General features: G+C 67.3%; 21 protein-coding genes and 1 pseudogene. 11 read left to right on the forward strand and 11 right to left on the reverse strand.

What is annotated here, in order from left to right:
• Positions 1 to 26 precede the first annotated feature (26 nt).
• The gene (locus tag ACYZGB_RS18575) at positions 27 to 575 is read right to left on the reverse strand and encodes a hypothetical protein (protein WP_462390353.1); all 549 of its coding nucleotides are present in this window, start codon (positions 573 to 575) and stop codon (positions 27 to 29) included.
• A gap of 149 nt (positions 576 to 724) precedes the next feature.
• Between ACYZGB_RS18575 and creD the strand changes: the two genes are divergently transcribed.
• Entirely contained in the window at positions 725 to 2221 is a 1497-nt protein-coding gene (gene creD, locus ACYZGB_RS18580; RefSeq protein WP_462390354.1) for a cell envelope integrity protein CreD, read from the forward strand.
• Positions 2218 to 2586, forward strand: coding sequence for a hypothetical protein (locus ACYZGB_RS18585; RefSeq protein WP_462390355.1), 369 nt, complete (start codon positions 2218 to 2220; stop codon positions 2584 to 2586). Before creD ends, ACYZGB_RS18585 begins: the two co-directional genes overlap by 4 nt.
• Positions 2587 to 2819: 233 nt before the next feature.
• On the opposite strand, the gene ACYZGB_RS18590 is transcribed toward ACYZGB_RS18585, so the two are convergent.
• The 4 genes and pseudogenes from ACYZGB_RS18590 to ACYZGB_RS18605 form a co-directional block, all read right to left on the reverse strand.
• The gene (locus tag ACYZGB_RS18590; RefSeq protein WP_462390356.1) at positions 2820 to 3866 is read right to left on the reverse strand and encodes a GGDEF domain-containing protein; all 1047 of its coding nucleotides are present in this window, start codon (positions 3864 to 3866) and stop codon (positions 2820 to 2822) included.
• 158 nt (positions 3867 to 4024) lie between these two features.
• A complete protein-coding gene (locus ACYZGB_RS18595) occupies positions 4025 to 4555 on the reverse strand; it encodes a hemerythrin domain-containing protein (RefSeq protein ID WP_462390357.1) in 531 nt (176 codons plus the stop codon).
• 177 nt (positions 4556 to 4732) lie between these two features.
• Positions 4733 to 5314, reverse strand: a pseudogene (locus tag ACYZGB_RS18600) (hypothetical protein); the annotation flags it as partial.
• Positions 5315 to 5424: 110 nt separating this feature from the next.
• Positions 5425 to 5643, reverse strand: a complete 219-nt coding sequence (locus tag ACYZGB_RS18605; protein ID WP_063460191.1) for a CsbD family protein — start codon at positions 5641 to 5643, stop codon at positions 5425 to 5427.
• A 383-nt stretch (positions 5644 to 6026) separates the two neighbouring features.
• Between ACYZGB_RS18605 and ACYZGB_RS18610 the strand changes: the two genes are divergently transcribed.
• From ACYZGB_RS18610 to ACYZGB_RS18620, 3 genes are all read left to right on the forward strand, one after another.
• The gene (locus ACYZGB_RS18610) at positions 6027 to 8051 is read left to right on the forward strand and encodes a DUF1800 domain-containing protein (protein WP_462390358.1); all 2025 of its coding nucleotides are present in this window, start codon (positions 6027 to 6029) and stop codon (positions 8049 to 8051) included.
• Between the two features lie 31 nt (positions 8052 to 8082).
• Positions 8083 to 9528 carry a DUF1501 domain-containing protein gene (locus ACYZGB_RS18615; RefSeq protein ID WP_462390359.1) on the forward strand — a complete coding sequence of 482 codons (1446 nt, stop codon included), beginning with the start codon at positions 8083 to 8085 and terminating at the stop codon, positions 9526 to 9528.
• A 94-nt stretch (positions 9529 to 9622) separates the two neighbouring features.
• On the forward strand, positions 9623 to 11017 hold the full coding sequence (locus ACYZGB_RS18620; RefSeq protein ID WP_462390360.1) for an NAD(P)/FAD-dependent oxidoreductase: 1395 nt from the start codon (positions 9623 to 9625) through the stop codon (positions 11015 to 11017).
• A gap of 15 nt (positions 11018 to 11032) precedes the next feature.
• Here ACYZGB_RS18620 and ACYZGB_RS18625 read toward each other — a convergent pair whose 3' ends face one another.
• The 4 genes from ACYZGB_RS18625 to ACYZGB_RS18640 all read right to left on the reverse strand — a co-directional run bounded on the left by ACYZGB_RS18625 (position 11033) and on the right by ACYZGB_RS18640 (position 14978).
• A complete protein-coding gene (locus ACYZGB_RS18625) occupies positions 11033 to 11707 on the reverse strand; it encodes an ABC-type transport auxiliary lipoprotein family protein (RefSeq protein ID WP_462390361.1) in 675 nt (224 codons plus the stop codon).
• Positions 11708 to 11877: 170 nt separating this feature from the next.
• On the reverse strand, positions 11878 to 12840 hold the full coding sequence (locus tag ACYZGB_RS18630; protein ID WP_462390362.1) for an MlaD family protein: 963 nt from the start codon (positions 12838 to 12840) through the stop codon (positions 11878 to 11880).
• Entirely contained in the window at positions 12840 to 13700 is an 861-nt protein-coding gene (locus tag ACYZGB_RS18635; RefSeq protein ID WP_462390363.1) for an ABC transporter ATP-binding protein, read from the reverse strand. The genes ACYZGB_RS18630 and ACYZGB_RS18635 overlap by 1 nt, the downstream gene beginning before the upstream one ends.
• Positions 13701 to 13853: 153 nt before the next feature.
• Positions 13854 to 14978, reverse strand: coding sequence for an MlaE family ABC transporter permease (locus ACYZGB_RS18640; protein ID WP_462390364.1), 1125 nt, complete (start codon positions 14976 to 14978; stop codon positions 13854 to 13856).
• Between the two features lie 287 nt (positions 14979 to 15265).
• Here ACYZGB_RS18640 and ACYZGB_RS18645 point away from each other — a divergent pair, with 287 nt between their 5' ends.
• Positions 15266 to 16954, forward strand: a complete 1689-nt coding sequence (locus ACYZGB_RS18645) for a GMC family oxidoreductase (protein WP_462390365.1) — start codon at positions 15266 to 15268, stop codon at positions 16952 to 16954.
• 30 nt (positions 16955 to 16984) lie between these two features.
• Here the strand turns inward: ACYZGB_RS18645 and ACYZGB_RS18650 are convergent, their stop codons facing one another.
• On the reverse strand, positions 16985 to 17317 hold the full coding sequence (locus ACYZGB_RS18650; protein ID WP_063460965.1) for a hypothetical protein: 333 nt from the start codon (positions 17315 to 17317) through the stop codon (positions 16985 to 16987).
• A gap of 43 nt (positions 17318 to 17360) precedes the next feature.
• Positions 17361 to 18728 carry an ammonium transporter gene (locus ACYZGB_RS18655; protein WP_462390366.1) on the reverse strand — a complete coding sequence of 456 codons (1368 nt, stop codon included), beginning with the start codon at positions 18726 to 18728 and terminating at the stop codon, positions 17361 to 17363.
• 361 nt (positions 18729 to 19089) lie between these two features.
• Between ACYZGB_RS18655 and ACYZGB_RS18660 the strand changes: the two genes are divergently transcribed.
• From ACYZGB_RS18660 to ACYZGB_RS18680, 5 genes are all read left to right on the forward strand, one after another.
• Positions 19090 to 19848, forward strand: a complete 759-nt coding sequence (locus ACYZGB_RS18660) for a sulfite exporter TauE/SafE family protein (RefSeq protein WP_462390367.1) — start codon at positions 19090 to 19092, stop codon at positions 19846 to 19848.
• 251 nt (positions 19849 to 20099) lie between these two features.
• On the forward strand, positions 20100 to 20861 hold the full coding sequence (locus tag ACYZGB_RS18665) for an ABC transporter substrate-binding protein (RefSeq protein ID WP_462390368.1): 762 nt from the start codon (positions 20100 to 20102) through the stop codon (positions 20859 to 20861).
• 24 nt (positions 20862 to 20885) lie between these two features.
• On the forward strand, positions 20886 to 21668 hold the full coding sequence (locus ACYZGB_RS18670; RefSeq protein ID WP_063460968.1) for an amino acid ABC transporter permease: 783 nt from the start codon (positions 20886 to 20888) through the stop codon (positions 21666 to 21668).
• Positions 21669 to 21670: 2 nt separating this feature from the next.
• Complete coding sequence (locus tag ACYZGB_RS18675; protein WP_462390382.1) at positions 21671 to 22414, forward strand: amino acid ABC transporter ATP-binding protein; 744 nt, start codon at positions 21671 to 21673, stop codon at positions 22412 to 22414.
• 55 nt (positions 22415 to 22469) lie between these two features.
• A complete protein-coding gene (locus tag ACYZGB_RS18680; protein ID WP_462390369.1) occupies positions 22470 to 23759 on the forward strand; it encodes a DcaP family trimeric outer membrane transporter in 1290 nt (429 codons plus the stop codon).
• Positions 23760 to 23941: the final 182 nt, after the last annotated feature.

Genomic DNA, 23941 nt, shown 5'->3' on the forward strand with positions numbered 1-23941 from the left:
ACCGCCAATTTCAATGATTCAATGGACTAGGCAGCAGCAGTGGCCTGGAGGTGAGGCTGGGCGTTGAGGAAATGCACGAGGTCGCCCACCGTGGCGACCTTGTCGTAGAACGGATTGCCTTGCGTGGACGAGAGGTCGCGGCCCGCACGTTGGGCGATGTCCGGAACCAGCGACAAGTCCAGGTCGTCGACATCCAGGCGCAGATCCTTCCGCAACCGATCAGTCACCCGCAGCGGAAGCGACCTGCCCGCTCCCGGCAACCCGGCCTGGAGTTCTTCGTACACGGCACGCACCACCCAGGTGTCCACGCTGCGGCAGTCGATGGACCGGGCGAACTGGCAGATCGATTCCCCCGAACGCTCCTGCGCCAGCCGCGCGAAGTGCTTTTGGTCCCGCCCGCCGGAGACAACGGCCCCTACCCACAGAACGCTGGCCGCAGCGCACACGAAGACAGGATGATTCCACAAGGCCCAGAGCAAGACTGCGGATGCGGTCCACACCAAAAGACGGACCGACCAAGGCAACGGCACGGACGGTTGCGAGACTGGGGGCATGAAGCGGGAAGCGCGTTGCATGGCTATCTCTCCAATGCGCCAGCCATCGGCTGGCTGGCTTCAGAACCATTCTGCCACTGGCCCCACTTCACACCCGCCTCACAAACTTCATAGCGCCCTCACAGCACGCCACAACACTGCCCCCACAACATTCACTTGTGGAGGATCTTTTGCTCAAACACCCCTTGTTCACCAAACTGGCGGCGCTGGCCGCCATCACCGTGCTGCTGCTTTTTGGCCTCGGGCTGATCGAAGATGTGGTGCGCGACCGGCTGCGTTACCGCAGCATCACCGCACAAAGCGTGGCCGAGAGCCTGGCCGGGCCGCAGACGCTGATGGGCCCCATGATCCACAGCGCCTGCGTGGAGAGTTGGGAAGTGGAGACCGGCAAGGGCGATGAACGCCGCAAGGTGGAGCAGCGGCGCGAGTTCTTACTCACGGCCATGCCGGAGCAGCTCAAGCTCAGCACCGGCGCCGCGATGGAAGAGCGCGCACGCGGCCTGCATAAGGTAAACACCTACAACCTCAAGGCCCAGGTGACGGCGCAGTGGGGGCCACTGACCAGCCTGCTGCCACAAACCACCATGAAGAATTCGCGCATGGTGTGTGGCGCCCCCGTGGTGATGATGGCGGTGGGCGATGCGCGCGGCATCCGCACCGCGCAGCTCACGCTGGGCAACCAGGCCATGGCCCTCAAGCCCGGCACCTTCCACCCCACGTACAGCCGGGGCCTGCACGCGATGCTGCCGGAGTCGGTGCGTGGCAAGGCCGATGGCCTGACCGCCACGCTGGACCTGGAGCTGGTGGGCACGGAGCGCCTGGGCATTGTCCCGCTGGGGGGCAACACCGAGGTGCTGATGACCAGCAGCTGGCCCCACCCTTCGTTTGCAGGGCGCTTTCTGCCGTCCGAACGCGAGGTCAAGAAGACCGGCTTCTCGGCCCAGTGGCGCCTGTCGTCGCTGGCCACCACGGCGCAGGCCGATGTGGCCAGCGGCAAGCGCGTGTGCCTGGCGGGTGCTGAAGACGGCATCGGCCATGCGCCCGGCAGCAGCCCGGGCGACTGCGCCGACAGCTTCAGCGTGGCCTTCATCGATCCGGTGAATCCCTATTCCCTCTCAGACCGCGCCACCAAGTACGGCGTGTTGTTCATTGCGCTCACCTTCGTGGCCGTGGGCCTGTTCGAGCTGATGAAAAAGCTGCGCGTGCACCCGGTGCAGTACCTGCTGGTGGGCAGCGCGCTGTGCAGCTTCTTCCTGCTGCTGGTGAGCCTGTCGGAGCACCTGCCGTTCGGCATCTCGTACGCGGTGGCCGCCACGGCCTGTGTGCTGCTGCTGGCCTACTACGCCAGCCACATGCTGGGCAGCCTGGCGCGGGGTATTCCGCTGGGGGCGGGCATTGCCTTGCTGTATGGCCTGCTGTATGTGCTGCTGCAGCTGGAGCAGACGGCGCTGGTGGTGGGCGCAATTGCACTCTTCCTGGTGCTGGCGGCGGTGATGGTGCTGACGCGCAAGGTGAACTGGTATGGGCTGTCGCAGAGCGGCGGCACGCCGGGCCGCCCCATGCCGCCCAAGCCACCGTCCACACCACCCACCTCGCCCATGCCACCGACACCAGCCGCGCCCGCCGTACCGACCCGCCCTGTCACCCCACGCGCGGAGGCCGCATGACACCCGGAGCCCTGGGCCCGCAGCCCGGCACCCTGCCAGCCCCTCGCACCTGGGCCGTGCACCTGGCCCAGGGCCCAGGGGGCGCAGGCCCCCTCACCCCGGCGGCATTGGCGACGACGCTGACGGCGGCCGAGGCCGCCCGCGTCCAGCGCCACCGCGACCAGCTGATGAGCGCGCTGCGCGCCCGGGACCGGGTGGCGCTGGTCAGCGCCAAGCAGCAGGTGCTGGAGGCAGCCTTCTGCCCCCATGAAGTGCCGGGCACGGCCAGTGCAGCCACCGCGCCGTCGCCCGCCCTGCGCCGCGCGCTGCGCGATCTGTCGTGGCGCATGGCAGCGCTGCTGCTGCCACGCAGCCCGGGGTGTTGAGACCGCGCGCTGCGCGATCTGTCGTGGCGCATGGCAGCGCTGCTGCTGCCACGCAGCCCGGGGTGTTGAGAGACTGAAAGCTTTTTGCCCACGCCTGCGTGGCAGAGCCCGGCATGCCCGCCTGGACATGCCGGGCTTTTACACGCTTTGCAACCTCAAAAACAATGGTCAAAAAGAGGCTTTCCGCTCATCCACAAAGCGCAGATAGCTATCAATAAATGAGCAATCATCCCCTACACCACCACCGTGCGGCTGCGGCCCTCCCGTTTGGCGGTGTACAGCGCGGAGTCGAGCAGGCGCAAGGTCACGTCGAGCGGGCGCAGCGGGTCAAACAGCGTCAGCCCCATGCTGACCGACAGCCGGTGCGGGGGCTCGATGCCAGGCAGGGGCTGCTGGGCGAGCGCAGCATGCACACGCTGCGCCACGGCCTGGGCCTGCTCCAGCCCTGTGGCGGGCAGCAGGGCCAGAAACTCCTCGCCGCCCCAGCGCCCGACCACGTCGGAGGCCCGGAACACACTGCGGCAAAGGTCTGCAAACAGCTGCAGCGCCTGGTCCCCCACATGGTGGCCATGCACATCGTTGATGCGCTTGAAGTGGTCCAGGTCCATCATCAACAGGCAGGCGGGTTCATTGCCCCGCTGCAGCAGGGCCTGCTCCTGCCGCAGGCGTTCGGTGAAGGACCGTCGGTTGGCCAGCCCGGTCAGCACATCGGTGTGGGCCAGCACGGCCATCTGCTGGCGGGCGGCGTCCAGTTCGGCCAGCATCTGGCCCTGGCGGTCGTTGGCGCGGTGCAGCTCCAGCAGCAGGACCACCTGGCGCGCCAGGGCGCTGAGCAGCTCCTGCGCACGCGGCGACAGCTGGCGCGGCCGGTGGTCCAGCACGCAGAGGGTGCCCAGGGCGTAGCCGTCGGGCGTGACCAGGGGGGCGCCCGCATAAAAGCGCAGCGGGTGTTTCTGGGTGACGATGCCGTAGTGCGCAAACCGCACGTCCTGGGCCAGGTCGGGCACGATGAACACATCTGGCTGCCGGAGGGCGTAGCGGCACACGGACTGGTCGAGCGGCGTCTCCCGATTGGGCAACCCGTGCGCCGACTTGAACCACTGGCGGTCGCGGTCCACAAAACTCACCAGGGCCACGGGTGCCTCGCACACATGGCCCGCAATGTCGGCCAGCTCGTCGTAGGCGGGCTCCATCGGGGTGTCGAGAATCCCGTAGCGCTGCAGGGCCTGCAGGCGCTCGGTGTCATCGACCGGGGCTTCGAGGGAAGAGATTGCGGCCATGGAGCAAGGCGGCCATGCCGCCCACACTTGCCTAAAGAAAAGGCAGCATGCCACACAAGCGGCGCCCGCGCGCGGGTAAAAGCACGCTTGCGGCTGCGCAACGCACATCCCCCATCCGCGCAGTCGCGCTGCGCGAAGGCCCTCGCAAGCCGGAGACTTCAGGCCACTGCGGCCTGCCGCGCGTTGTCTGTGCTGTCCGCCACGGGCTCGTCACCCGCGTCCGAGCAGGTGGCGCCACCGCAGCCGTGGATCAGCTCACCCGGCAGCGCCTGCGGTGCGTGCACCACGCCGGTGACAGGGTCAAACCCGACGCGGCGCAGGTGCAGGGCCAGCGCCGCGTCCATGCTCTGCGCATGCTGGGGGAACCACAGGGCCAGCTCGCTCGCCATCACGCGCAGCACCTGCAGGTCGCCCTGCGCAGCCCGTGCTGCGCCTTCGCGCATCACCTGCAGCACCACGCGGTGCTGCATGCTGTGGCAGTTGCCCGAGGCAAAGCGGGTGGATGCCATCCAGGCGTCTTCCTGGCCAAAGTGCTGGTCGGTGTGCTCCACCAGCGCCTGCCACGCCGGCTGCAATTGCGCGTCGTCGGCCTGCGCCACAACCGACAGTAGATCGACGAACTCCCGGTGGGTGTCGTCCATCAGGGGCAGGTCCAGGTTCAGCGCGTCCGACCATTCGAGTTGGGCCATGGGTATCAATCCCTCTGCCGTCCGGCAAAAACAACGGGAAAAAATGGAAGGCCCAGCTTAGAGCCCGCACTGCGACCCGGTATTGATGCAAGTCAGGCAAATCCTGCCTGCACACGCAAAAAAGCCCCGCCAGAGCGGGGCGTTGTGCGAAAAATTGCGCGGGGGCAGTGATCCGCCCTTGCCGTACGTGCGCTTGATGTCGTCCACACAGGCCGACTTGGCGTTGCCTGACATCGCGTCGCAGCGCTCCTTGGCCGCCTGGTAGTTGGCATCGTTCTTTTCTGCGTTGGCTTCCTTGCGGGTCTCCGCCAGATCGACCGCCTTCTCGGCCGGGTTACCAGCGGGCTTGGCCTGCACAGCGGCCACCTTGGCGTCGGCCTTGGCCTTCACGCGGGCGGCCTTGGCGTCTTTTTCGCAGACGTCCTTTTCATTGCCCTTGAGGCCGTCGCATTTTTCCTTGGCAACTTCGTAGGCAACGGCAGCGCGCGCTTCGGCTACCTTCTGGGTGCTTCTGGGGCTGGGTTTTTACTGGGCTTCCAGTTCGGCCTGGGCCACTTTTTCCTTGCCCCTGGCTTCCTTCTGGCAGATGTCCTTGGCATTGGCGGCCAGGGCATCGCATTTTTCCTGGTCGGCCTTGTAGGTCGCTTCAATGCTGTCCTTGGCGGCCTTGTGCTCGGCCGGTGTCATGGCAAAGGCGGATGTCGCCACCAGACCGGCGGCCACGGCGGCGATCAGCGTGTGTGCGGATGGGAATTGCATGGGGTTCTCCTCGGCATCGGGGGTAGTCAGTGCGGCGCGCAGCAGCAGGGCATGCCTGCTGCTGCGACGATGGGCGGGCTGCACAAACCAGGCTGTACAGCACCCGCCCGTCAATCGTTGAAGCGGAAGCCCGGGTGGCGTTCCTGCCATTCCTTGAGCTGCTTTTCGGCCGCTTCGCGGGCCAGGCCCTGGCGCTCCTGCAGCTTGCCCAGGAACTGCTCGCGCTTGCCGTCGATGACATCCAGGTCGTCGTTGGTGAGCTTGCCCCACTGCTCGATCATCTTGCCCTTGAACTGCTTCCAATTGCCCTTGATGGTGTCTTCATTCATGGTTGCATCCTTCAAAAACCTCGCCCTGGCCATCCACCCGGAATGCGTGGAAACACTGCGTGGGGCGATGGGTTCACTGTAAAAACGAATCAGTCCGTGGGCCGTAGTCCATGCCAAGCGGCGTGCGTGGGCCCAGGCCTACGGGGTTGACGGACAGGGCCGACGGGCAGGGAGCCATGCCGCGCGCCACAAGGGCTGCCACGCAACACACGCCCCCGGCAGGCCACAAAGTGTTGCAATTGCCCATCATTTCGCCGCAAGGACCGCAGCACCCGCCCAAGGAGGCGTTTCTCTTGGTAACACTTGTGTCACCGCCCTGCGCCTGCCCTGTGATTAAGTGGCGGCTGCGCCACTTGAACAGCGCGCGTTTCACCACGATCACCATGAAAACCACATACGAGGAACCTCTGGCCACCCAGGTTGCAGAGGACGCAGAGGGCGCACCCACCACCGCCACGCAGCCCGCTCCGGCAGAGCGGGGCCACACCCCATTGCTGACGGCGCTGTTCGCATCCACCGCCGCGCTGGCCGCCTGCGGCGGCGGCAGCGAGGACACCCCGTCGGCCAACGCCCCCATCACCGCCCCTCCGGGCTCCGCGCCTGCACCGGCACCGACGCCCGCTAACCCGAGCCCGGCTCCCGCAGCGCCCACGCCCCCCAGCCCGGCCCCCTCACCCACCCCTGCCCCCAGCCCCTCACCCACCCCTGCCCCCAGCCCCGCGCCCGGCCCGACGCCTGCGCCACCACCCGCTGTCGGCAACTACGCCTACCCCGCAGCCACCACCGACCAGGAAGCCGCCCGTTTCCTGCTGCAAGCGCAGTTCTCGGCCTCCACCGCCGAGATTGCGGCACTGCGCTCCACCACCTATGCCAACTGGCTGCGCACCCAGTTCAGCACACCCGCCAGCCAGACAGGCTGGGACTGGCTGAACCAGCGTGGCTACGCGGCCATCAGCAACGACACCGCCTACTACGACAACTCCTACCCGGCGGACTACATGATCTGGAACCAGCTCATGACCTCCCCCGACGGCCTGCGCAAGCGGGTGGCCCTGGCGTTGTCCGAAATCTGCGTGGTCTCGCTCAACGGGGTGGACATCACCTGGCGCTGCCACGCCATGGCCTGGTACTGGGACCAACTGGTCAACAACGCGTTTGGCAACTACCGTTCGATCCTGGAAGACATAACGCTGAACGCGGCCATGGGCTACTACCTCAACACCCGGGGCAACCAGAAGGAAAACGCCGCCACCGGCCGCCAACCGGATGAGAACTACGCCCGCGAAATCATGCAGCTGATGACTATCGGGTTAGTGGAGCTCAACCCCGACGGCACCGCCAAGAAGAACGGCGCAGGCAAACCCATCGACAGCTACACGATGGACGATGTGACCAACCTCGCACGGGTGTTCACCGGCTACGACTACGACCAGACGCAGAATGTGCCCACCACCGTGCCAGGCACATCACGGGTGGTATCCAACACCACCTTTGCGCGCCTGCCCATGGCGCTCAATGCATCGCGCCACTCCACCCTGGCGGCCACCTTCCTCGGCACCACGGTGCCCTCCAACACGCCCGGGGCAGCGGCGCTCCAGATAGCACTGGACACCCTGTTCAACCACCCCAACGTGGGCCCGTTCATCGGCAAGCAGCTGATCCAGCGGCTGGTCACCAGCAACCCCTCACCCGCCTACGTGGCGCGCGTGACGGCGGCCTTCAACAACAACGGTGCAGGGGTGCGGGGCGACCTGCGCGCCGTGGTCCAGGCGATCCTGCTGGACGACGAAGCCCGCTCGCCCGCTGGCCTGACCCAGCCCGGCTTTGGCAAGCTGCGCGAGCCCATGCTGCGCTTGGTGCAATGGGGCCGCACCTTCGGGCTGAACTCGGCCCAGGGCAGTTGGAAAATCGGCGACCTGACCGACCCCGGCTCCCGTCTGGGGCAAAGCCCGCTGCGCTCGCCATCGGTGTTTAACTTCTTCCGCCCAGGGTATGTTCCTCCATCTACCGCGCTGGCGGCCACCGGGGCCGTAGCGCCCGAGTTTCAGTTGGTCAACGAAAGCAGCGTCGGCGGCTACCTCAACTACATGCAGGGCGTGATCCGCAACGGCATTTTTGTGAATGCCCCGGAGCTGCCCAACAACGCCAGCACAGCCAACAACGGCTACGACATCAAGGCCACCTACGCCAACGAGCTGGCCATCGTGGCCGATGCCGATGCCCTGGTCACGCGCATCAACCTGCTGATGTGTGCCGGCCAGCTCTCGGCGGCCACGGTCAAGCTCATCTCCGATGCGCTGAAGGCCACGGTCGTCACTGCGGCCAGCCCGGACAGCGCCAAGCTCGACCGCGTGGCCGCCGCCATCCTCCTGGTGATGGCCTCGGCCGAGTACCTCATTCAAAAGTAAGCCCCGCCGACAGAACCCAAGAAGCCCAGCCATGCACCTGCTTCAACCCGAACTCCATACGCGCCGCGCCTTCCTGCGCCGCTCCACCCAACTAGGCCTGGCGGGCACCGCCCTGCCCTTTGCCCTGAACCTGGCCGCCATGGGCGAGGCCGCCGCATTTACCGCCACCGACTACAAGGCCCTGGTCTGCGTCTTTCTGTATGGCGGCAACGACTACGCCAACACCGTGGTCACCTACGACGACGACAGCTACAACCGCTACAACACCATCCGGGGTGGCGGCGTGGGCCAGGCGGCAGGGGGCATTGCGCTGGCCAAGGCCGACCTGACCCCCACGCTGCTCGCGCCCACCACGGCCCTGCCCGGCGGCCGCCAGTACGCGCTGCACCCGGCCATGACGGGGCTCACCGGCCTGTTCAACAGCGGCAAGGCTGCGGTGCAGCTCAACGTGGGCCCGCTGGTCGTGCCCCTCACCCGCACGCAGTTCAGCAGCGCTGACCGCGCCAACTACCCCATCCCTCCCAAGCTGTTTTCGCACAACGACCAGCAATCGGTCTGGCAGTCTTCGTCGCCCGAAGGCTCCACCGTAGGCTGGGGCGGCAACATCGGCGACTTGGCGCTGTCATCCAACGGCAACTCGCTGTTCACCTGCATCTCGGTCACGGGCAATGCGGTGTTCCTGTCGGGCGACTCGGCCCTGCAGTACCAGGTCACCTCCAACGGTACCGTGGCCATCAATGGCGTGAAGAACAACGTGTATGGCTCCTCGGCCGTACGCACCGCCCTCACCTCGCTCATCCAGCAGGGCAGCACGCAGACGCTGGAGAACGAGTACACCCGGGTCACCACCCGCGCTGTCACTGCCGAAAGCCAAATCACCAGCGGCCTGTCCGCCATCACGCTGTCCACCCCCTTCCCCAGCGGCAACGCGCTGGCCAGCCAGTTGAGGATGGTTGCGCGCCTCATCGGGGCGCGCTCGGCACTGGGCAGCAAGCGCCAGGTGTTCTTCGTGTCGCTGGGCGGCTTCGACCTGCACGACAACCTGATTGCGCAGCAACCCGTACTCATGCAGCGGGTGAGCGAGGCAATGACTGCGTTCTACAACGCCACCGTCGAACTGGGCGTGGCCGACAAGGTCACCGCCTTCACCGCCTCGGACTTTGGCCGCACGCTCAGCTCCAACGGCGACGGCTCGGACCACGGCTGGGGTGGCCACCACCTCATGGTGGGCGGCGCGGTCAAGGGCAAGGCCTTCTACGGCAAGGCACCACCGGTCAGTATTGCCAACACCGCCGACGCCAACGACCAATGGCATGTGGGCCAGGGCCGCCTGCTGCCCAGCACATCGGTGGACCAGTACGCCGCCACGCTGGCCAACTGGTTTGGCGTGAGCAACAGCGAACTGGCGAGCGTGCTGCCCAACCTGAGCCACTTTGGCGGGGCCGACTACCCCACCAACCTCGGCTTCATGGCCTGACCGCAGGGCACGCGGCAGCGTGCCCTGCCTCCCCGCCGCCCCCCCAATCCCCGCCTCGCAGCGGGGCGGGCGCGGCAGCCCCAATAATGGGGGCATGCACACTTCCCCCGCCCCCTCTGGACACACCCCGCAACGCCCCCGCATCGTCATCATCGGCTGCGGCTTTGGCGGCCTCGAAGCGGCCCGGGCGCTGCAGGGCGCGGCGGTGGACGTGACCCTGGTGGACAAGACCAACCACCACCTCTTCCAGCCCCTGCTCTACCAGGTGGCCACGGCCGGGCTGTCGGCCCCGGCGATTGCGGCGCCCATCCGCCACCTGTTTCGCCAGCAGCGCAATGTCACCACCTTGCTGGGCGAGGTCACGCGCATCGATGTGGCCCGGCGCGCCGTGCACCTGACAGACGGAACCCACCTGCCCTACGACCACCTCATCGTCGCCGCAGGCGCCACCCACAGCTACTTCGGCCGCGACGACTGGGCGGCCTATGCGCCCGGCCTCAAGACCCTGGACGACGCCTTCGAGATCCGCCGCCGCGTGCTGCTGGCCTTCGAAGCCGCCGAGAAAGAGCCCGACCCGGCACGCCGCGCCGACTGGCTCAACTTTGTGGTGGTGGGCGCTGGCCCCACGGGCGTGGAGATGGCGGGCACGCTGGCCGAGATCGCGCGCCACACGCTGCCCGGCGAGTTCCGCCACATCGACCCGGCCGCTGCCCGGATCATCCTGCTCGAAGGCGGCGCCCGCGTGCTGCAGGCCATGCCCGAACGCTTGAGCCAGCGCGCCAAAGAGCAGCTCGAAAAACTGGGCGTGGACGTGCGCCTCAACGCCCGCGTCACGGCCATCGACGCGCAGGGTTTGAGGGTCGAATCGGCCTCTCCCGCGCAACCATCAAACCCCAATAGCTATCAAATAAGTAGCAAATGCATTGTCTGGGCGGCGGGCGTGGCCGCATCCCCTCTGGGCCGCCACCTGGCCGAAGCCACCGGGGCCCCCACCGACCGCGCAGGCCGCGTGGTGGTTGCGCCCGACCTGGGCCTGCCCGGCCACCCTGAGATCAGCGTGATTGGCGACCTGGCTGCCGCCAAGAGCCACACGCCCGGCCGCGAGCCCACCCCCGTGCCCGGCGTGTCGCCCGGCGCCAAGCAGATGGGCCGCGCCACGGCCGCCAACATCCTGCGCCGACTGGCCGGGCAGCCCACAAAGCCGTTTCGTTACCGCGACTACGGCAACCTGGCCACCATCGGCCGCAATTCCGCCGTGGTGGACCTCACCTCACCCGCCGGGCCGGTGCGGTTTTCAGGCTACTTTGCCTGGCTGTTCTGGCTGTTTGCGCACGTGTATTTCCTCATCGGCTTTCGCAACCGCCTGGTGGTGCTGCTGGACTGGGCCTGGGCGTACTGGAGCTTTGCGCGCTATGCGCGGGTGGTGACGGGGATCGAGGGCGGGTCGCACCAGCCTCCCGCGCCCTCTTCGGCAAAGCCGCCCGGCTGAGTACCGAACCGACTCCTACCGCCCCACCTGCTCCACCCACGCTGCCAACTCCCCTGCCACGCGACCCGAGGCGTCGGCCAATGCCGCCACCCCACCCGCCGCGTCGGCCGAGCGTGCGGGCTGCTGGGCGATGAACACGCGCTGGCCGCGCAGGGATTCGCCTGCGGGGGTCAGTTCGACCACGGTGGCGCGCAGGCGTACCACGCCGCTGCTGTCGGTGGGGCTGGTGAACAGGTGGCTGAATTCCTCCAGCTCCACGCGCAGCACCAGCGGCAGCTTGCCGCCCTGGGCCGGGTCGCGGGCCTGGGCGGCGCCGTCGTCGGCTTTCAGGATGGCGCGGCGCTGGCCCAGCTGTTCCCGCAGGCGCTGCTGCACCAGCTGGGCGGGCGGCTGGCTCCAGCGGGCCTGGCTGTAGGGGCGCAGCTGCTGGCCGTCGGCATAGGCCAGGCGGTAGAGCATGGCGTTGCTGCCCTCGGGCAGGCCGGTGGCCTCCACGTCGGCCAGGGCCAGCGGCGGCAGGGGCGCGCGGCGGTCGGTGGGCGCCGGGGCCACGGCGCCCGGGCCAAAGTCATACAGCGCCGGACGCGCGGGTGGGGCGGGCAAGGCCGAGCAGCCTGCCAGAATCAAGCAGCAAATGCCGCTTGCGCCTGCTACATATGATTTTTTAGCTATATTTTTCATAGTACCCATCCATTCCTCGGTGATCCATACCACGTCTGCCTCGCCGCCATCGCGTGCAACGGGCGCGGCACATCCCAGTGCACCCGTGGAGCTGGCTTCGCCAGGCCACCGGGTGCGTCCCCCTCCCGCGCAGCGAGAGAGGGGGAAGGCGCCGAAGGCGACTCAGGGGGTGCTTCATCTCAAGGCGCGAATCCAGCCTCGCCCGGGCCGGGCGGGACACGGCCCGAGCCATAGATGAACAGCTGCGGGTTGTCGGTGATACCGCCAGCCGCACGCCCCAGTTGGCGCGCGGCGCGCGAGGTGTCGTCGGCGGCGCGGTTCACGCGGGGCAGCGTGGTGTTGCTGAACTGGTCGGCCGCACGGGCGAGCGACTGCGTGCCGAGGGTGATCTGGTCGATGGCACCGCCTTCGGCGTTGAGGCGCTGGGTGGTCTTGCCCAAGTCCACCGCCAGGGCCGACACGCCAGCGCCCGCCTGCTGAAGCGACTGCAAGGTCTGCCGCGCATCGCTGGCCAGGGGAGGCAGCGCGGCCAGGGCCGGGTCCAGGCGCTGGGTCACGGTGGCGTCCAGCCGCTGCGTCAGGGTGTTGACGCTGCCGGCGGCCTGGCCGATGTTGGACAGCGCCTCGGTGAGCTTTTGCTGGTTGCCATCCCCCAGCAGCTGGTTGATGCGGCGCGTGGCTTCTTCCACCTGGGTGAGGATGGCGGGGGCCTGCTCGGCCAGCTTGCCAAAGGGCGAGGGCTTGAGCGGCAGGCGCGGCAGGCCGCTGGGGCCCGGGGGCAGCTCGGGGTAAGGTTTTTCGGCGTCGTCGAGCAGCACATGGGCCAGCCCCGTGACGCCCTGGTAGCCCAGCACGGCAAAGGTGGTGGGACTGATGGGCGCCTGTTCGTTGACGGCGATGCGGATCAGCACGTTGCCAGTGACCTGCGGGTCAAAGCCGATGCGCGTGACCTTGCCCACGGCCACGCCCTTGTAGCGCACAGCGGCCTGGGGCTGCAGGCCGCTCACCCCGTCGCGGGTGGAGAGTTCGTACTGCTCGTAGTTGGCGTTGTCGCGGGTGAGCCAGATGGCCAGACCCGCCAGCATGGCGGCCACCACCAGCACAAAAATGCCGGCGGCGAGGGCGTGGGATTTGTTTTCCATCAGCGGGGTTCCTTTGCGGGCGTGGGCGCGGCGGCGGGCTCCACGGATTGCACCGGGGCCATGGCACGCTGGCCACGTTCGCCCAGGAAAAAATGTTCGATGAACGGGTGCGGGAAATGCGCCACCTCGTGGGGCGGGCCGGTGACGATGACCTTTTTATCGGCCAGCACGGCCACGCGGGTGCTGAGCGCAAACAGGGTGTCGAGGTCGTGCGTGACCATGACCACGGTGAGTCCCAGCGCAGCGCGCAACTCGCGCAGCAGGGCGCAGAAATCGTCGGAGCTGCTCGGGTCCAGCCCCGCTGTGGGCTCGTCCAGCAGCAAAAGTGGTGGGTCCATGATCAGCGCGCGCGCCAGCGACACACGCTTGACCATGCCACCCGACAGATCGGCCGGCATGCGCGTGGCGTGCTCGGGCTTGAGGCCCACCATCTGCAGCTTGACCAGGGCAGCATCGCGAACCAGGTCGTCGGGCAAGGTGCCTTGCTCGCGCAGCGCAAAGGCCACGTTGTCGAGCACGTTGAAGGCCGAGAACAGCGCCCCGTGCTGGAACAGCATGCCCACGCGGCTGGCCGCGCCCTCGCGCCCCATTTCAGCAGCGGGGCGGCCCAGCACCGTAACGCTGCCGCGCGTGGGCCGGGCCAGTCCCAGGATCTGCCGCAGCAGCACCGTCTTGCCCGTGCCCGAGCCCCCCACCAGCGACAGCATCTCGCCGCGCTGCACGCTGAAGTTCAGGTCCTGGTGCACGGTGAAGGTTTCGCTGCCCTTGCCAAACTGCGACCACAGGCCGCGCACGTCCACAATGGGCGGCTCGCCCGGGGTGGTAGCGATGTGCTCGGGCTTGGAGATGCGCTCAGACATGGCCACCACCGGTCGAAACTGGCACGCCCCAGACCAGTGGCCGCCGCGCAAGGGCCGCCCCGCCGCGCTGGCGGCGTCCCACTTCCCGAATCACGCAGTGATTCGAGAGAAGGGGGAAGGCGCGAAGCGCCTCAGGGGGATGCCACTTCGTCTTCATATGCCTATGTTCTTGAAGGCCACGGCGAACAACGCGTCCACGATGATCACCATGGTGATGGACGACACCACCGAGGCCGTCGTGCCCTCGCCCAGGCTCTGGGTGTTGGGCTTGACGCGCAGGCCCCAGTGGCAGCCGATGAGCGCGATGCATGCACCAAACACCACCGATTTGGCCATGGCCAGCCCGAGGTTGCCCACCTTCACGGCGGCGGGCAGCGCCTGCACAAAATACGACGGCGAGATGTCCATGGCAATGTCGGCCGCCAGCATGCCGCCCGCCAGCGCGGCCAGCGTGGTCCACACGCTGATGAGCGGCATGGCCAGCGCCAGCGCCAGCGTGCGTGGCATCACCAGCCGAAAGCCGTGCGGGATGCCCATCACGCGCATGGCATCCAGCTCTTCGGTCACGCGCATCACGCCGATCTGCGCAGTGATGGCCGAACCTGAACGCCCCGCCACCAGGATGGCCGCGAGCATGGGCCCCAGCTCGCGGATCAGCGAGATGCCCAGGATGTTGACGATGAAGGACTCGGCACCAAACTGCCGCAGCTGCAGGCTCATCAGGTAGGCCAGCACCACGCCGATCAAGAAACCCACCAGCGCCGTGATGGGCAGGGCCGTGGCCCCCATGCGGTACAGGTGGCCGGACACATCGCGCCAGGGCCCCTTGCGCGGGGCGCGTGCCAGGCGCACCAGGTCCAGCACCAACTGGCCCACCATCTCCAGCAGGTGGCGGGCGTGGTCCACGCCATGCAGCACCAGCACGCCCAGGTGGTCGATCTGGTCGCCCAGGCGCCAGGGCTCGGGCGGGGGGGCCACGGTGGTGAACGCGGCCACGCGCGACAGCATGGTGCGCTGGCCCTCGGTGCAAGCCAGCTGTGCGGGCCAGGCGTGTTGCCAGTGGTTCCACAGCAGCTGGGCACCCACATGGTCCAGCCACTGCAGCTCCCGCAAGTCCCAGCCCAGGGCAGGCTCGGCAGGGCAGCCTCGCAACTGCTCGGACACGGCCTCCCACTGCGACTCGGAGCCCAGCTCGGCCGCGCCCCAGCGCCCACGCAGCTGCGCACACGGCCCCTGGGGCGTCTCGGTGCGAACAATGCGGGGGGCGTGGTCGGTCATGGGCCGGGCTGCACAAGCAGCCAGAGGTAGGTGACAGTCAAGAAGCAGAAAGGAAGAGGGTGCATGGTAGCGGACCCCAACCTGCCCGCCCCACCGGACAAGCGGGCGCCAAGCACAGGCCAGCCCCGATGGCATGTAATTATTATCAAAACAAGGCCCAGCGCGCTACCAGCAAACCCCAACAGCTACCAAATATGTAGCAACTCGCACACACCCTATCGACAGGGCTTGAGCGATCCGCACAATGGCCCACCGTTACAACCCCCACATTGCCCGCCCCTTCACCCATGAGCGACACCACGTTTGACACCATCATCATCGGCGGGGGCACGGCCGGTGCCCTGCTCGCCAACCGCCTGAGCGCCGACGGCCGCCACCGCGTGCTGCTGATCGAGGCGGGTCGCAAGGACGACTACCACTGGATCCACATCCCCGTGGGCTACCTGTACTGCATCGGCAACCCGCGCACCGACTGGCTCTACAACACCGAGCCCGACGCGGGCCTGAACGGCCGCACACTGCGCTACCCGCGCGGCAAGACGCTGGGCGGCTGCAGCAGCATCAACGGCATGATCTACATGCGCGGCCAGGCGCGCGACTACGACCAGTGGGCTGCGCTGACCGGCGATGCGGGCTGGCGCTGGGACAACGCCCTGCCCTACTTCCGCCGCCACGAGGACCACTGGCGCCTGGACCAGCCCGGCAGCGCGAACGAGAATTTCAAACGCCTGCACGGCAACAAGGCCACCGGCAGCACCGGCGAGTGGCGGGTGGAAAAACAACGCCTGCGCTGGGACGTGCTCGACGCCTTTGCCCACGCCGCGCAGCAGGCGGGCATCCCCGCCACCGACGACTTCAACGGCGGCAGCAACGAAGGCGTGGGCTACTTCGAGGTCAACCAGAAAAGCGGCTGGCGCTGGAACACCGCCAAGGCCTTTTTGCGGCCCACTTGCTATGGCCGCCCCAACTTCGAGATGTGGACCAGCGCGCAAGCGGCCAAGCTCGTGGTCGAAACCCAGCCCGATGGCAGCCAACGCTGCACGGGTGTGATGGTGTGGGACGGCCAGGAGATGGTGACGGCACAGGCCACGGGCGAGGTGATCCTGAGCGCGGGCGCGGTCAACTCGCCCCAGCTGCTGCAGCTGTCGGGCATCGGCCCGGCCGCGCTGCTGCGCCAGCACGGCATCGACGTGGCGGTGGACCTTCCTGGTGTGGGCGCCAACCTGCAGGACCATCTGCAGATCCGCGCCGTGTTCAAGGTGCAGGGCGTGCAGACGCTCAACACCATGGCCAACTCGCTGGTGGGCAAGGCCAAGATCGGGCTCGAATACGCGCTCAAGCGCAGCGGCCCCATGAGCATGGCGCCCTCGCAGCTGGGCGCTTTCACCCGCAGCAGCGCCGACCAGCCGTATCCGAACATCGAGTACCACGTGCAGCCGCTGTCGCTCGATGCGTTTGGCGAGCCGCTGCACAGCTTTCCGGCGTTCACTGCCAGCGTGTGCAACCTCAACCCCACGAGCCGGGGCACGGTGAACATCAAGAGCGCCGACTTCAAGACCGCTCCCGCCATCGCCCCCAACTACCTCAGCACGCCCGAGGACCGCCAGGTAGCGGCCGACAGCCTGCGCGTCACGCGGCGCATCGTGGCCCAGCCTGCGCTGGCTAAATACCGGCCTGAGGAGTGGAAGCCAGGCGTGCAGTTTGAAAGCGACGAAGACCTGGCGCGCCTGGCGGGCGACATCGCCACCACCATCTTCCACCCGGTTGGCACGACCAAGATGGGGCGCGATGGTGACCCGATGGCCGTGCTGGATGCGCAGATGCGCGTGCGCGACGGACGTGGCGGCGTGGTGGCCGGCCTGCGCGTGGTGGATGCGGGCGCCATGCCCACCATCACCAGCGGCAACACCAACTCGCCCACACTGATGATGGCGGAGAAGGCGGCCGAGTGGATCATCGCGGCGCGGCGGGCGTGACCTGACGCCCGTGCCGCCACGCAGGCCCGCTCAGCGGATGCCCCCCACGTAGCGCGGCACTTCGGGCGGCGGTGGAGGCGGTGGTGGTGCCAGGCGCTGGCGCACCGCCTGTGTGGCCACATCCAGCAAGGGCTTGCGCGCTGCGGGCGTAGGCGCCTGGTGCACCGCCTGGTCCAGCCGGTCGGCCCACTCGGCCAGCTCGGGCGCGTTGTCCTCCTGCGCACGCAGGCGCGCAAAGCGCACGATCTCCAGCGCGTATTCGGCGTTGGCCGCCATCCACTCGGTGTCGGTCACGCGCCCCGTCTTGCGGCGCAGCAGCACGTGCAGATGGGCGGCAATGGCAAGCTTGTCGGAATCGGGCATGGTCGGCTCCTTACGGCATTTCAGTCATCCAGGGCGCGGTGGGTCAACCCCCTAAGTGCTCGCGGTGCTGGGCGATGTCGAGCCCGGTCTGCTCGCTCTGCTCGTCCACCCGCAGGCCCATTGCAAAGTTGACAAGCCACAGCAGCACGGCCGTCGCCACCAGGCTGTAGGCCATCACGGCCCCCACACCAATGGCCTGGGTGAGCAGGCTGCCCGGCACGCCGCCCACCGTGCGGCTGGCCAGCACGCCCGTGAGCAGCGAGCCCACGATGCCGCCAATGCCATGCACACCGAACACATCGAGCGAGTCGTCCACCCGCAGCAGCCGCTTGAGCCCCGTGGCGCCCCAGTAGCAGGCCAGGCCTGCCACCAGGCCAATCACCACGGCCGAGCGCAGCGTGACAAACCCTGCCGCCGGCGTGATGGCCACCAGGCCTGCGACCAGGCCGGAACACAGCCCCAGCAACGACGGACGCCCGCGCACCACCCACTCGCCCAGCATCCACGCCAGCGCACCGGCAGCAGCGGCCAGGTGCGTCACCGCCATGGCCAGCCCGGCGCGGCCATCGGCCGCCACGGCCGAGCCCGCGTTGAAGCCAAACCAGCCCACCCACAACAGGCCCGCGCCCGCCATGGTGAGCCCCAGGTTGTAGGGTTCAAACGGCTGGCGGCCATAGCCCGTGCGGCGGCCCAGGAACCAGGCACACACCAGCCCGGCCACACCCGCATTCACATGCACCACCGAGCCGCCTGCAAAGTCGAGCGCCCCCATCTGGGCCAGCCAGCCGCCCGGCTCCCACACCCAGTGCGCCACCGGGGCATAGACCACCAGGGTCCACAGGCCGATGAAGACCAGCATGGCGGAAAACCGCATGCGCTCCACCAGCGCGCCCACCAGCAGTGCGGCGGTGATGATGGCAAAGGTGAGCTGGAACATCGCGTACACCGATTCGGGAATGTGGGGCGCCACATGGCTCACGGCCAGCTGGCCGCCCGCCAGGTCGAAGTCCAGCCCCGCAAAGCCCGCGCGCTCCCAGCCACCCAGCCAGGCATTGCCGGGCGTGAAGGCGAGGGAGTACCCTGCCGCAAACCACAGCAGGCTGACCAGCGCCGCAATCGCCACCACGCTGGCCATGGTGTTGAGCACATTCTTCTTGCGCACCATGCCCGCATAGAACAGCGCAATGCCCGGCAGCGTCATGAGCAGCACCAGGGCAGTGGAGGTCATCATCCAGCCGGTGTGGGCCGCATTCACGGCATCCTGCGCAACCAGGGATGGCCGCGTGAGCGCCACCGCTGCCGGGGCCGCCCCACCGGCCACCGCCTCAGGCGGGCTCTGCGCCAGCACACTGGCACACAGCCCCAGACACAACCCCACAACCGCCACGAACCGGTGCAAGACTCCCCGCATGAAGGCTCCCTTTCGCAATTTGTTACAGCGCATTGCACGAGCCATGCCAACCGATGCCGCCCGATTCAGGGCCACCGCACGGCCCGGCGCCCTACAAAGGGGGGCGGGAAACCCCCAATGCACCAGCGGGGTGCGGCCGTTACAGTTGCGGCACTCGAAAGCGCGCTTCGGTGTGCCAAGCGAGGGGCCCGAGGAGACACTTTCTACCAACAACCAAATTCAAAGCACCCAACGAGGTGCAACACTTTCCAGGCGCTGGCGATCCCAGCGCCTTTTTCTTGCCTGCTCGAAAAGTGATCCAGGCGCCCAACGCGTCCGTTCAGTCCTGAATTGATAGCACTCCAGGTGCGAAAATAGCGCCATGGAATGGATTTTGATGACCCTGGCCTCGCTGCTCGCAGGCTTTGTGGATGCGATCGTGGGCGGCGGGGGGCTGGTGATGGTGCCCGCCTTGTTTGCAGCGTTTCCGGGAGCGCCACCGGCCACGCTGCTGGGCACCAACAAGGCGGCTTCGGTGTGGGGCACGGCCATGGCCACCTGGCAGTACAGCCACCGGGTGCAGATCCGCTGGCAGGCCATGCTGCCCGCTGCGGCGGCCGGTTTTGCCGGGTCGTTTGCAGGCGCCTGGGCCGTCACGGTGATCTCGGCCGACTTCCTGCGCAAGCTGCTGCCCCTGGTGCTGCTGGCCGTGCTGGTCTACACCCTGGCCAAAAAAGAGCTGGGGCGGCACCACATGCCGCGTTTTGCCGGTCGCACCGAGGTGCTGGTGGCCGGGCTGATCGGCGTGCTCATCGGTTTTTATGACGGCTTCTTCGGCCCGGGCACCGGCAGCTTCTTTGTGTTCCTGTTCGTGCGGCTGCTGGGCTATGACTTCCTGAACGCCTCGGCATCGGCCAAGCTGCTCAACTGCGCCACCAACATCGCCGCCATCGTGCTGTTTGCGGCCAAGGGCCATGTGTGGTGGCACTTTGCCGTGACGCTGGCCGTGGCCAACGTGGTGGGCAGCCTGCTGGGCACGCACATGGCGCTCAAGCATGGCACGGGCTTTGTGCGCGGCATCTTCATCCTGGTGGTGAGCACGCTGATCCTCAAGACCGGCTACGACGCCTTCTTGCGCTGACACCGGGCACACAAAACTGCTCCTGAAAGTTCGGGAGCCCCGTCTAAACCTGTTGTGAATAGGCACACAAGCGTCCGCTGGGGGTTGTCCGCAGTGTCAAGGAAAAAGTTCACATCTTTATAATCGTGTCCATTTGATGACGGCAGGCTTCGCCATTGGCGATGACCCCGCCCTCGTTCCCCGAGCCTCCGGCCTGCTTACCCGCATGCCGGATTTTTTGTACCTGAAATACCCCGTACAGGACCCATCCCATGAAATTGTTCAAGGCTGTCGCCACCGCCCTCGCGCTTTGCGCCGCATTCGCCGCCCAGGCCCGGACACTGGACGAGGTGAAGAAGGACGGCAAGATCCTCATCGCCACCGAAGGGCAGTTCGCCCCGTTCAATTTCTTCAACGGCACCACGCTGACCGGCTTTGAAGTGGAAGTGGCCGAACTCGTGGCCAAGAAGATGGGCCTGACCATCCAGTGGAAGACGCTGGGCTTCGACGCCCTGCTGACCGGCCTGCGCCAGGACCGCTGGGACCTGGTGATCGCCTCGCACGGCATCACCGAAGAGCGCGCCAAGGCCGTGACCTTCACCGAGCCCCACTACTGCTCGGGCGGCATGATCATCGCCATGGACCCCGCCATCAAGGGCGCCAAGGACCTGGCCGGCAAGATCGTGGCCGTGCAGACCGGCACCAGCTACCTCGAAAACGTGCAGAAGGTCTCGTCCATCAAGGAAATGAAGAACTTCCCCACCGACGTGGATGCCCGCAGTGCCCTGAACTCGCGCCGCGTGGACGCCTGGGTGACCGACCGCTTCGTGGCCAAGGCCGTGGCCGAGAAGAACCCCGGCGCGGGCTTCAAGCTCGGCGACATGCTGTTCATCGAACGCATCGCCGCCGCCGTGGCCAAGGGCAACAGCTCGCTGGCCGGTGGCTGGAACAAGGCCCTGGCCGAAGTCATGGCCGATGGCAGCTACGCCGCACTGTCCAAGAAATATTTCAACGAAGACGTGCGCTGCCAGTAAGCGGCACGGCCGGGATATTTCTTCATGCTCACTGCCTTTTGGCCACAGCGCTGGTCCCGCCAGCAGCGCAGCAACGCCACGCTCGTCTCCGCCGTCATCCTGATGGTGCTGGCGCTGGCGCTGCTGGGCCAGTTGCTCTCCTTCCTGCCCGAGCCCATTGGCTCCAACGCCCAGGCTTTTTCTGACGGCGCGCGCACCACGCTGTGGCTCACCCTGATCAGCGGCAGCGTCGGCCTGGTGCTGGGCACCGGCGCGGCCCTGGCGCGCACCGCACGCTGGGCGGTGGTGCGCTGGGCAGCCAGCTTCTACATCTGGGTCATCCGGGGCACGCCCCTCTTGGTGCAGATCCTGTTTGTGTACTTCGCGCTGCCGGTGCTGGTGCCGGGGCTGAACTTGCCCGACTTTGCCGCCGCCGTGCTGGCCCTGGGCCTGAACGTGGGCGCCTACAACGCCGAGGCCATCCGCGCCGGGCTGCTGGCCGTGCCGCGCGGCCAGACAGAGGCCGCCAAGGCCCTGGGCCTGGGCCGCATGCATGTCTTTTTTGACGTGGTGTTTCCGCAGGCGTTCAAGATCTCGCTGCCGCCGCTGGTGAGCAACTTTGTGGCGCTGCTCAAAGACTCGTCGCTGGCCTACGCGATTGGCGTGGTGGAGCTGACCAACGTGGGCAACCGCATCCAGTCGGCCACCTTCCAGCCCATTGCCACGCTGTCTACCGTGGCGATCACGTACCTGCTGCTGACCACCCTGGTCACGCAGATCTCGAACGCGGTGGAATACCGCTTCGACGTGGAAGGCCGCAACAAATGACGATGGGCCAAGCCACTCCATTTATCGTCGTGGACCGGGTCTGCAAGTCGTTCGGCGCCCACCAGGTGCTCAAGGACGTCTCGACCACCTTCAACACCGGCGAAGTGACCGTGATCATCGGCGCCTCGGGCTCGGGCAAGAGCACCTTGCTGCGCGCCATCAACCGGCTGGAGCCCCACGACAGCGGCACCATCACCATCGGCGGCGAGCCGGTGGGCGACGACCAGCACCTGCTGCAGAAGCAGCGCAGCGAAGTCGGCATGGTGTTCCAGCAGTTCAACCTGTTCGGCCACATGAGCGTGCTGGACAACGTGACACTGGCGCCGCGCCGCATCCGCCGCACGCCGCGCGCCCAGGCCAACGCGCAGGCCATGGCCCTGCTCACCCGCGTGGGCATGCAGGACCATGCGCACAAGTACCCCTGGCAGCTCTCGGGCGGCCAGCAGCAGCGGGTGGCCATTGCACGCGCGCTGGCCATGCAACCCAAGGTGATGCTGTTCGACGAACCCACCTCGGCCCTGGACCCCGAGATGGTGCAGGAGGTGCTGGACGTGATGCGCGAACTGGCCCGTGGCGGCATGACCATGATCGTGGTGACCCACGAGATGGGTTTTGCCCGTGAGGTGTCCGACCGCGTGATGTTCTTCGACCAAGGCCGCATCGCGCACGACGCCCCGCCCGCCGAGTTCTTCAACAACCCCGGCAACGACCGCATTCGCGCCTTCATTGGCCGCATGAGCACCTGAGATCCAGGTCCATGTGACATCCACAAAAACGCCAACAACCCCTACCGGAGTGACCATGAAACTGAACCACACGTTCCTCGCCCTGATGGCCGCCGGCCTGTGCAGCCTGCCACCCGCAGCCTTTGCCCAGACCGCCAAGGATTTCGAAGACATGCGCAATGAGCTCAAGGCCCTGCGCGCCGAGCTGAACGCGCTCAAGGCCCAGGCACCGGCCGCAGCGCCCGCCGCCTCGGCATCGGGCTGGAACGACCGCATCGAAGCGGTGGAACTCAAGCAGAAGGACGCCGTGGTGCTAGGCGACATCCCTGGCAGCTTCCGCCTGCCGGGCAGCGAGACCTCGATCCGCGTGTACGGTTTTGCCGAAGCCAACATGGTCAAGGACTTCAAGGGCACGGCCCCTGGCGACACCTTCACCAACCTGATGGAGCAGCCCCTGGGCAGCTCCAAGAGCGGCAAGACCAGCCTGACCGCACAGACCTCGCGTTTTGGTTTCGAGACCTCCACGCCCACCGCCGTGGGCACCTTCAATACCAAGATCGAAGCCGACTTCTATGCCTACTGCGGCGCCGAGTGCAACCGCAACCGCCTGCGCCTGCGCCATGCCTACGGCGAATACGCAGGCTGGCTGATCGGCCAGACCTGGTCCACCTTCATGGACACGGACAACCTGCCTGAGACGGTGGACTTCAACGGCCCGCCCGGCGCCACGTTCCGCCGCCCCACGCAGATCCGCTACACCTACAACAACCCGAGCCTCGCCAAATTCCAGTTCGCAGTGGAAGAGCCCACCGACGGCGCACGCAGCCCCAACCTGGTGGCCCGCATGGACAAGGCCTACGACTGGGGCAACGTGAACGCCCGCCTGATGTCGCACGAGCAACGCGTGTCCGGCGTGTCCAAGCGCGGCACCGGCTTTGGCCTGGGCGCGGGCTACAAGATCACCGGCACCACCACGCTGATGGCGCAGTACACGCGCCTGGACGGTGATGGCGACGGCGCCTACCTGGTGGGCACCAACTACCCGGTGCTGGACGGCGGCACGGTGCGCCTGGACAAGTCGCACGGCCTGGTGCTGGGCCTGTCCAACGTGTTCAGCGAAAAGCTGCGTGGCACGGTCTCGCTGGGCCTGGTGCGCTCGCGCAACCACCTGGGCGACGCCTACGTGAACGCCTACGGCGCCGAAGGCAACCACAAGCTCTACCAGTGGCACGCTGGCATGTACTACCTGCCCATCAAGAACGTGGAACTGGGTGGCGAGCTGATTGGTGGCCGCCGCACCACGTTCGACGGCCAGCAGGGCGACATGCTGCGCCTGAACCTGCAGGCCCGTTATCTTTTTAACTGACACCCCCTGAGGCGCTGCGCGCCCTCACCCCTCTCTCTGCGCGCTGCGCGCTCCGGGAGGGGGACGCAGCCAGCGGCCTGGCAGAGCCAGCTCCGCGGCTACCTCGCCAAGGCTGCGCCAATGCGCAGGCAGCAGACAACGCGAACAGCGCTGCGAAAGAACCTGTGGAAGCGGCTGGCCGG

This window comes from Acidovorax sp. Q11 (assembly GCF_054950075.1).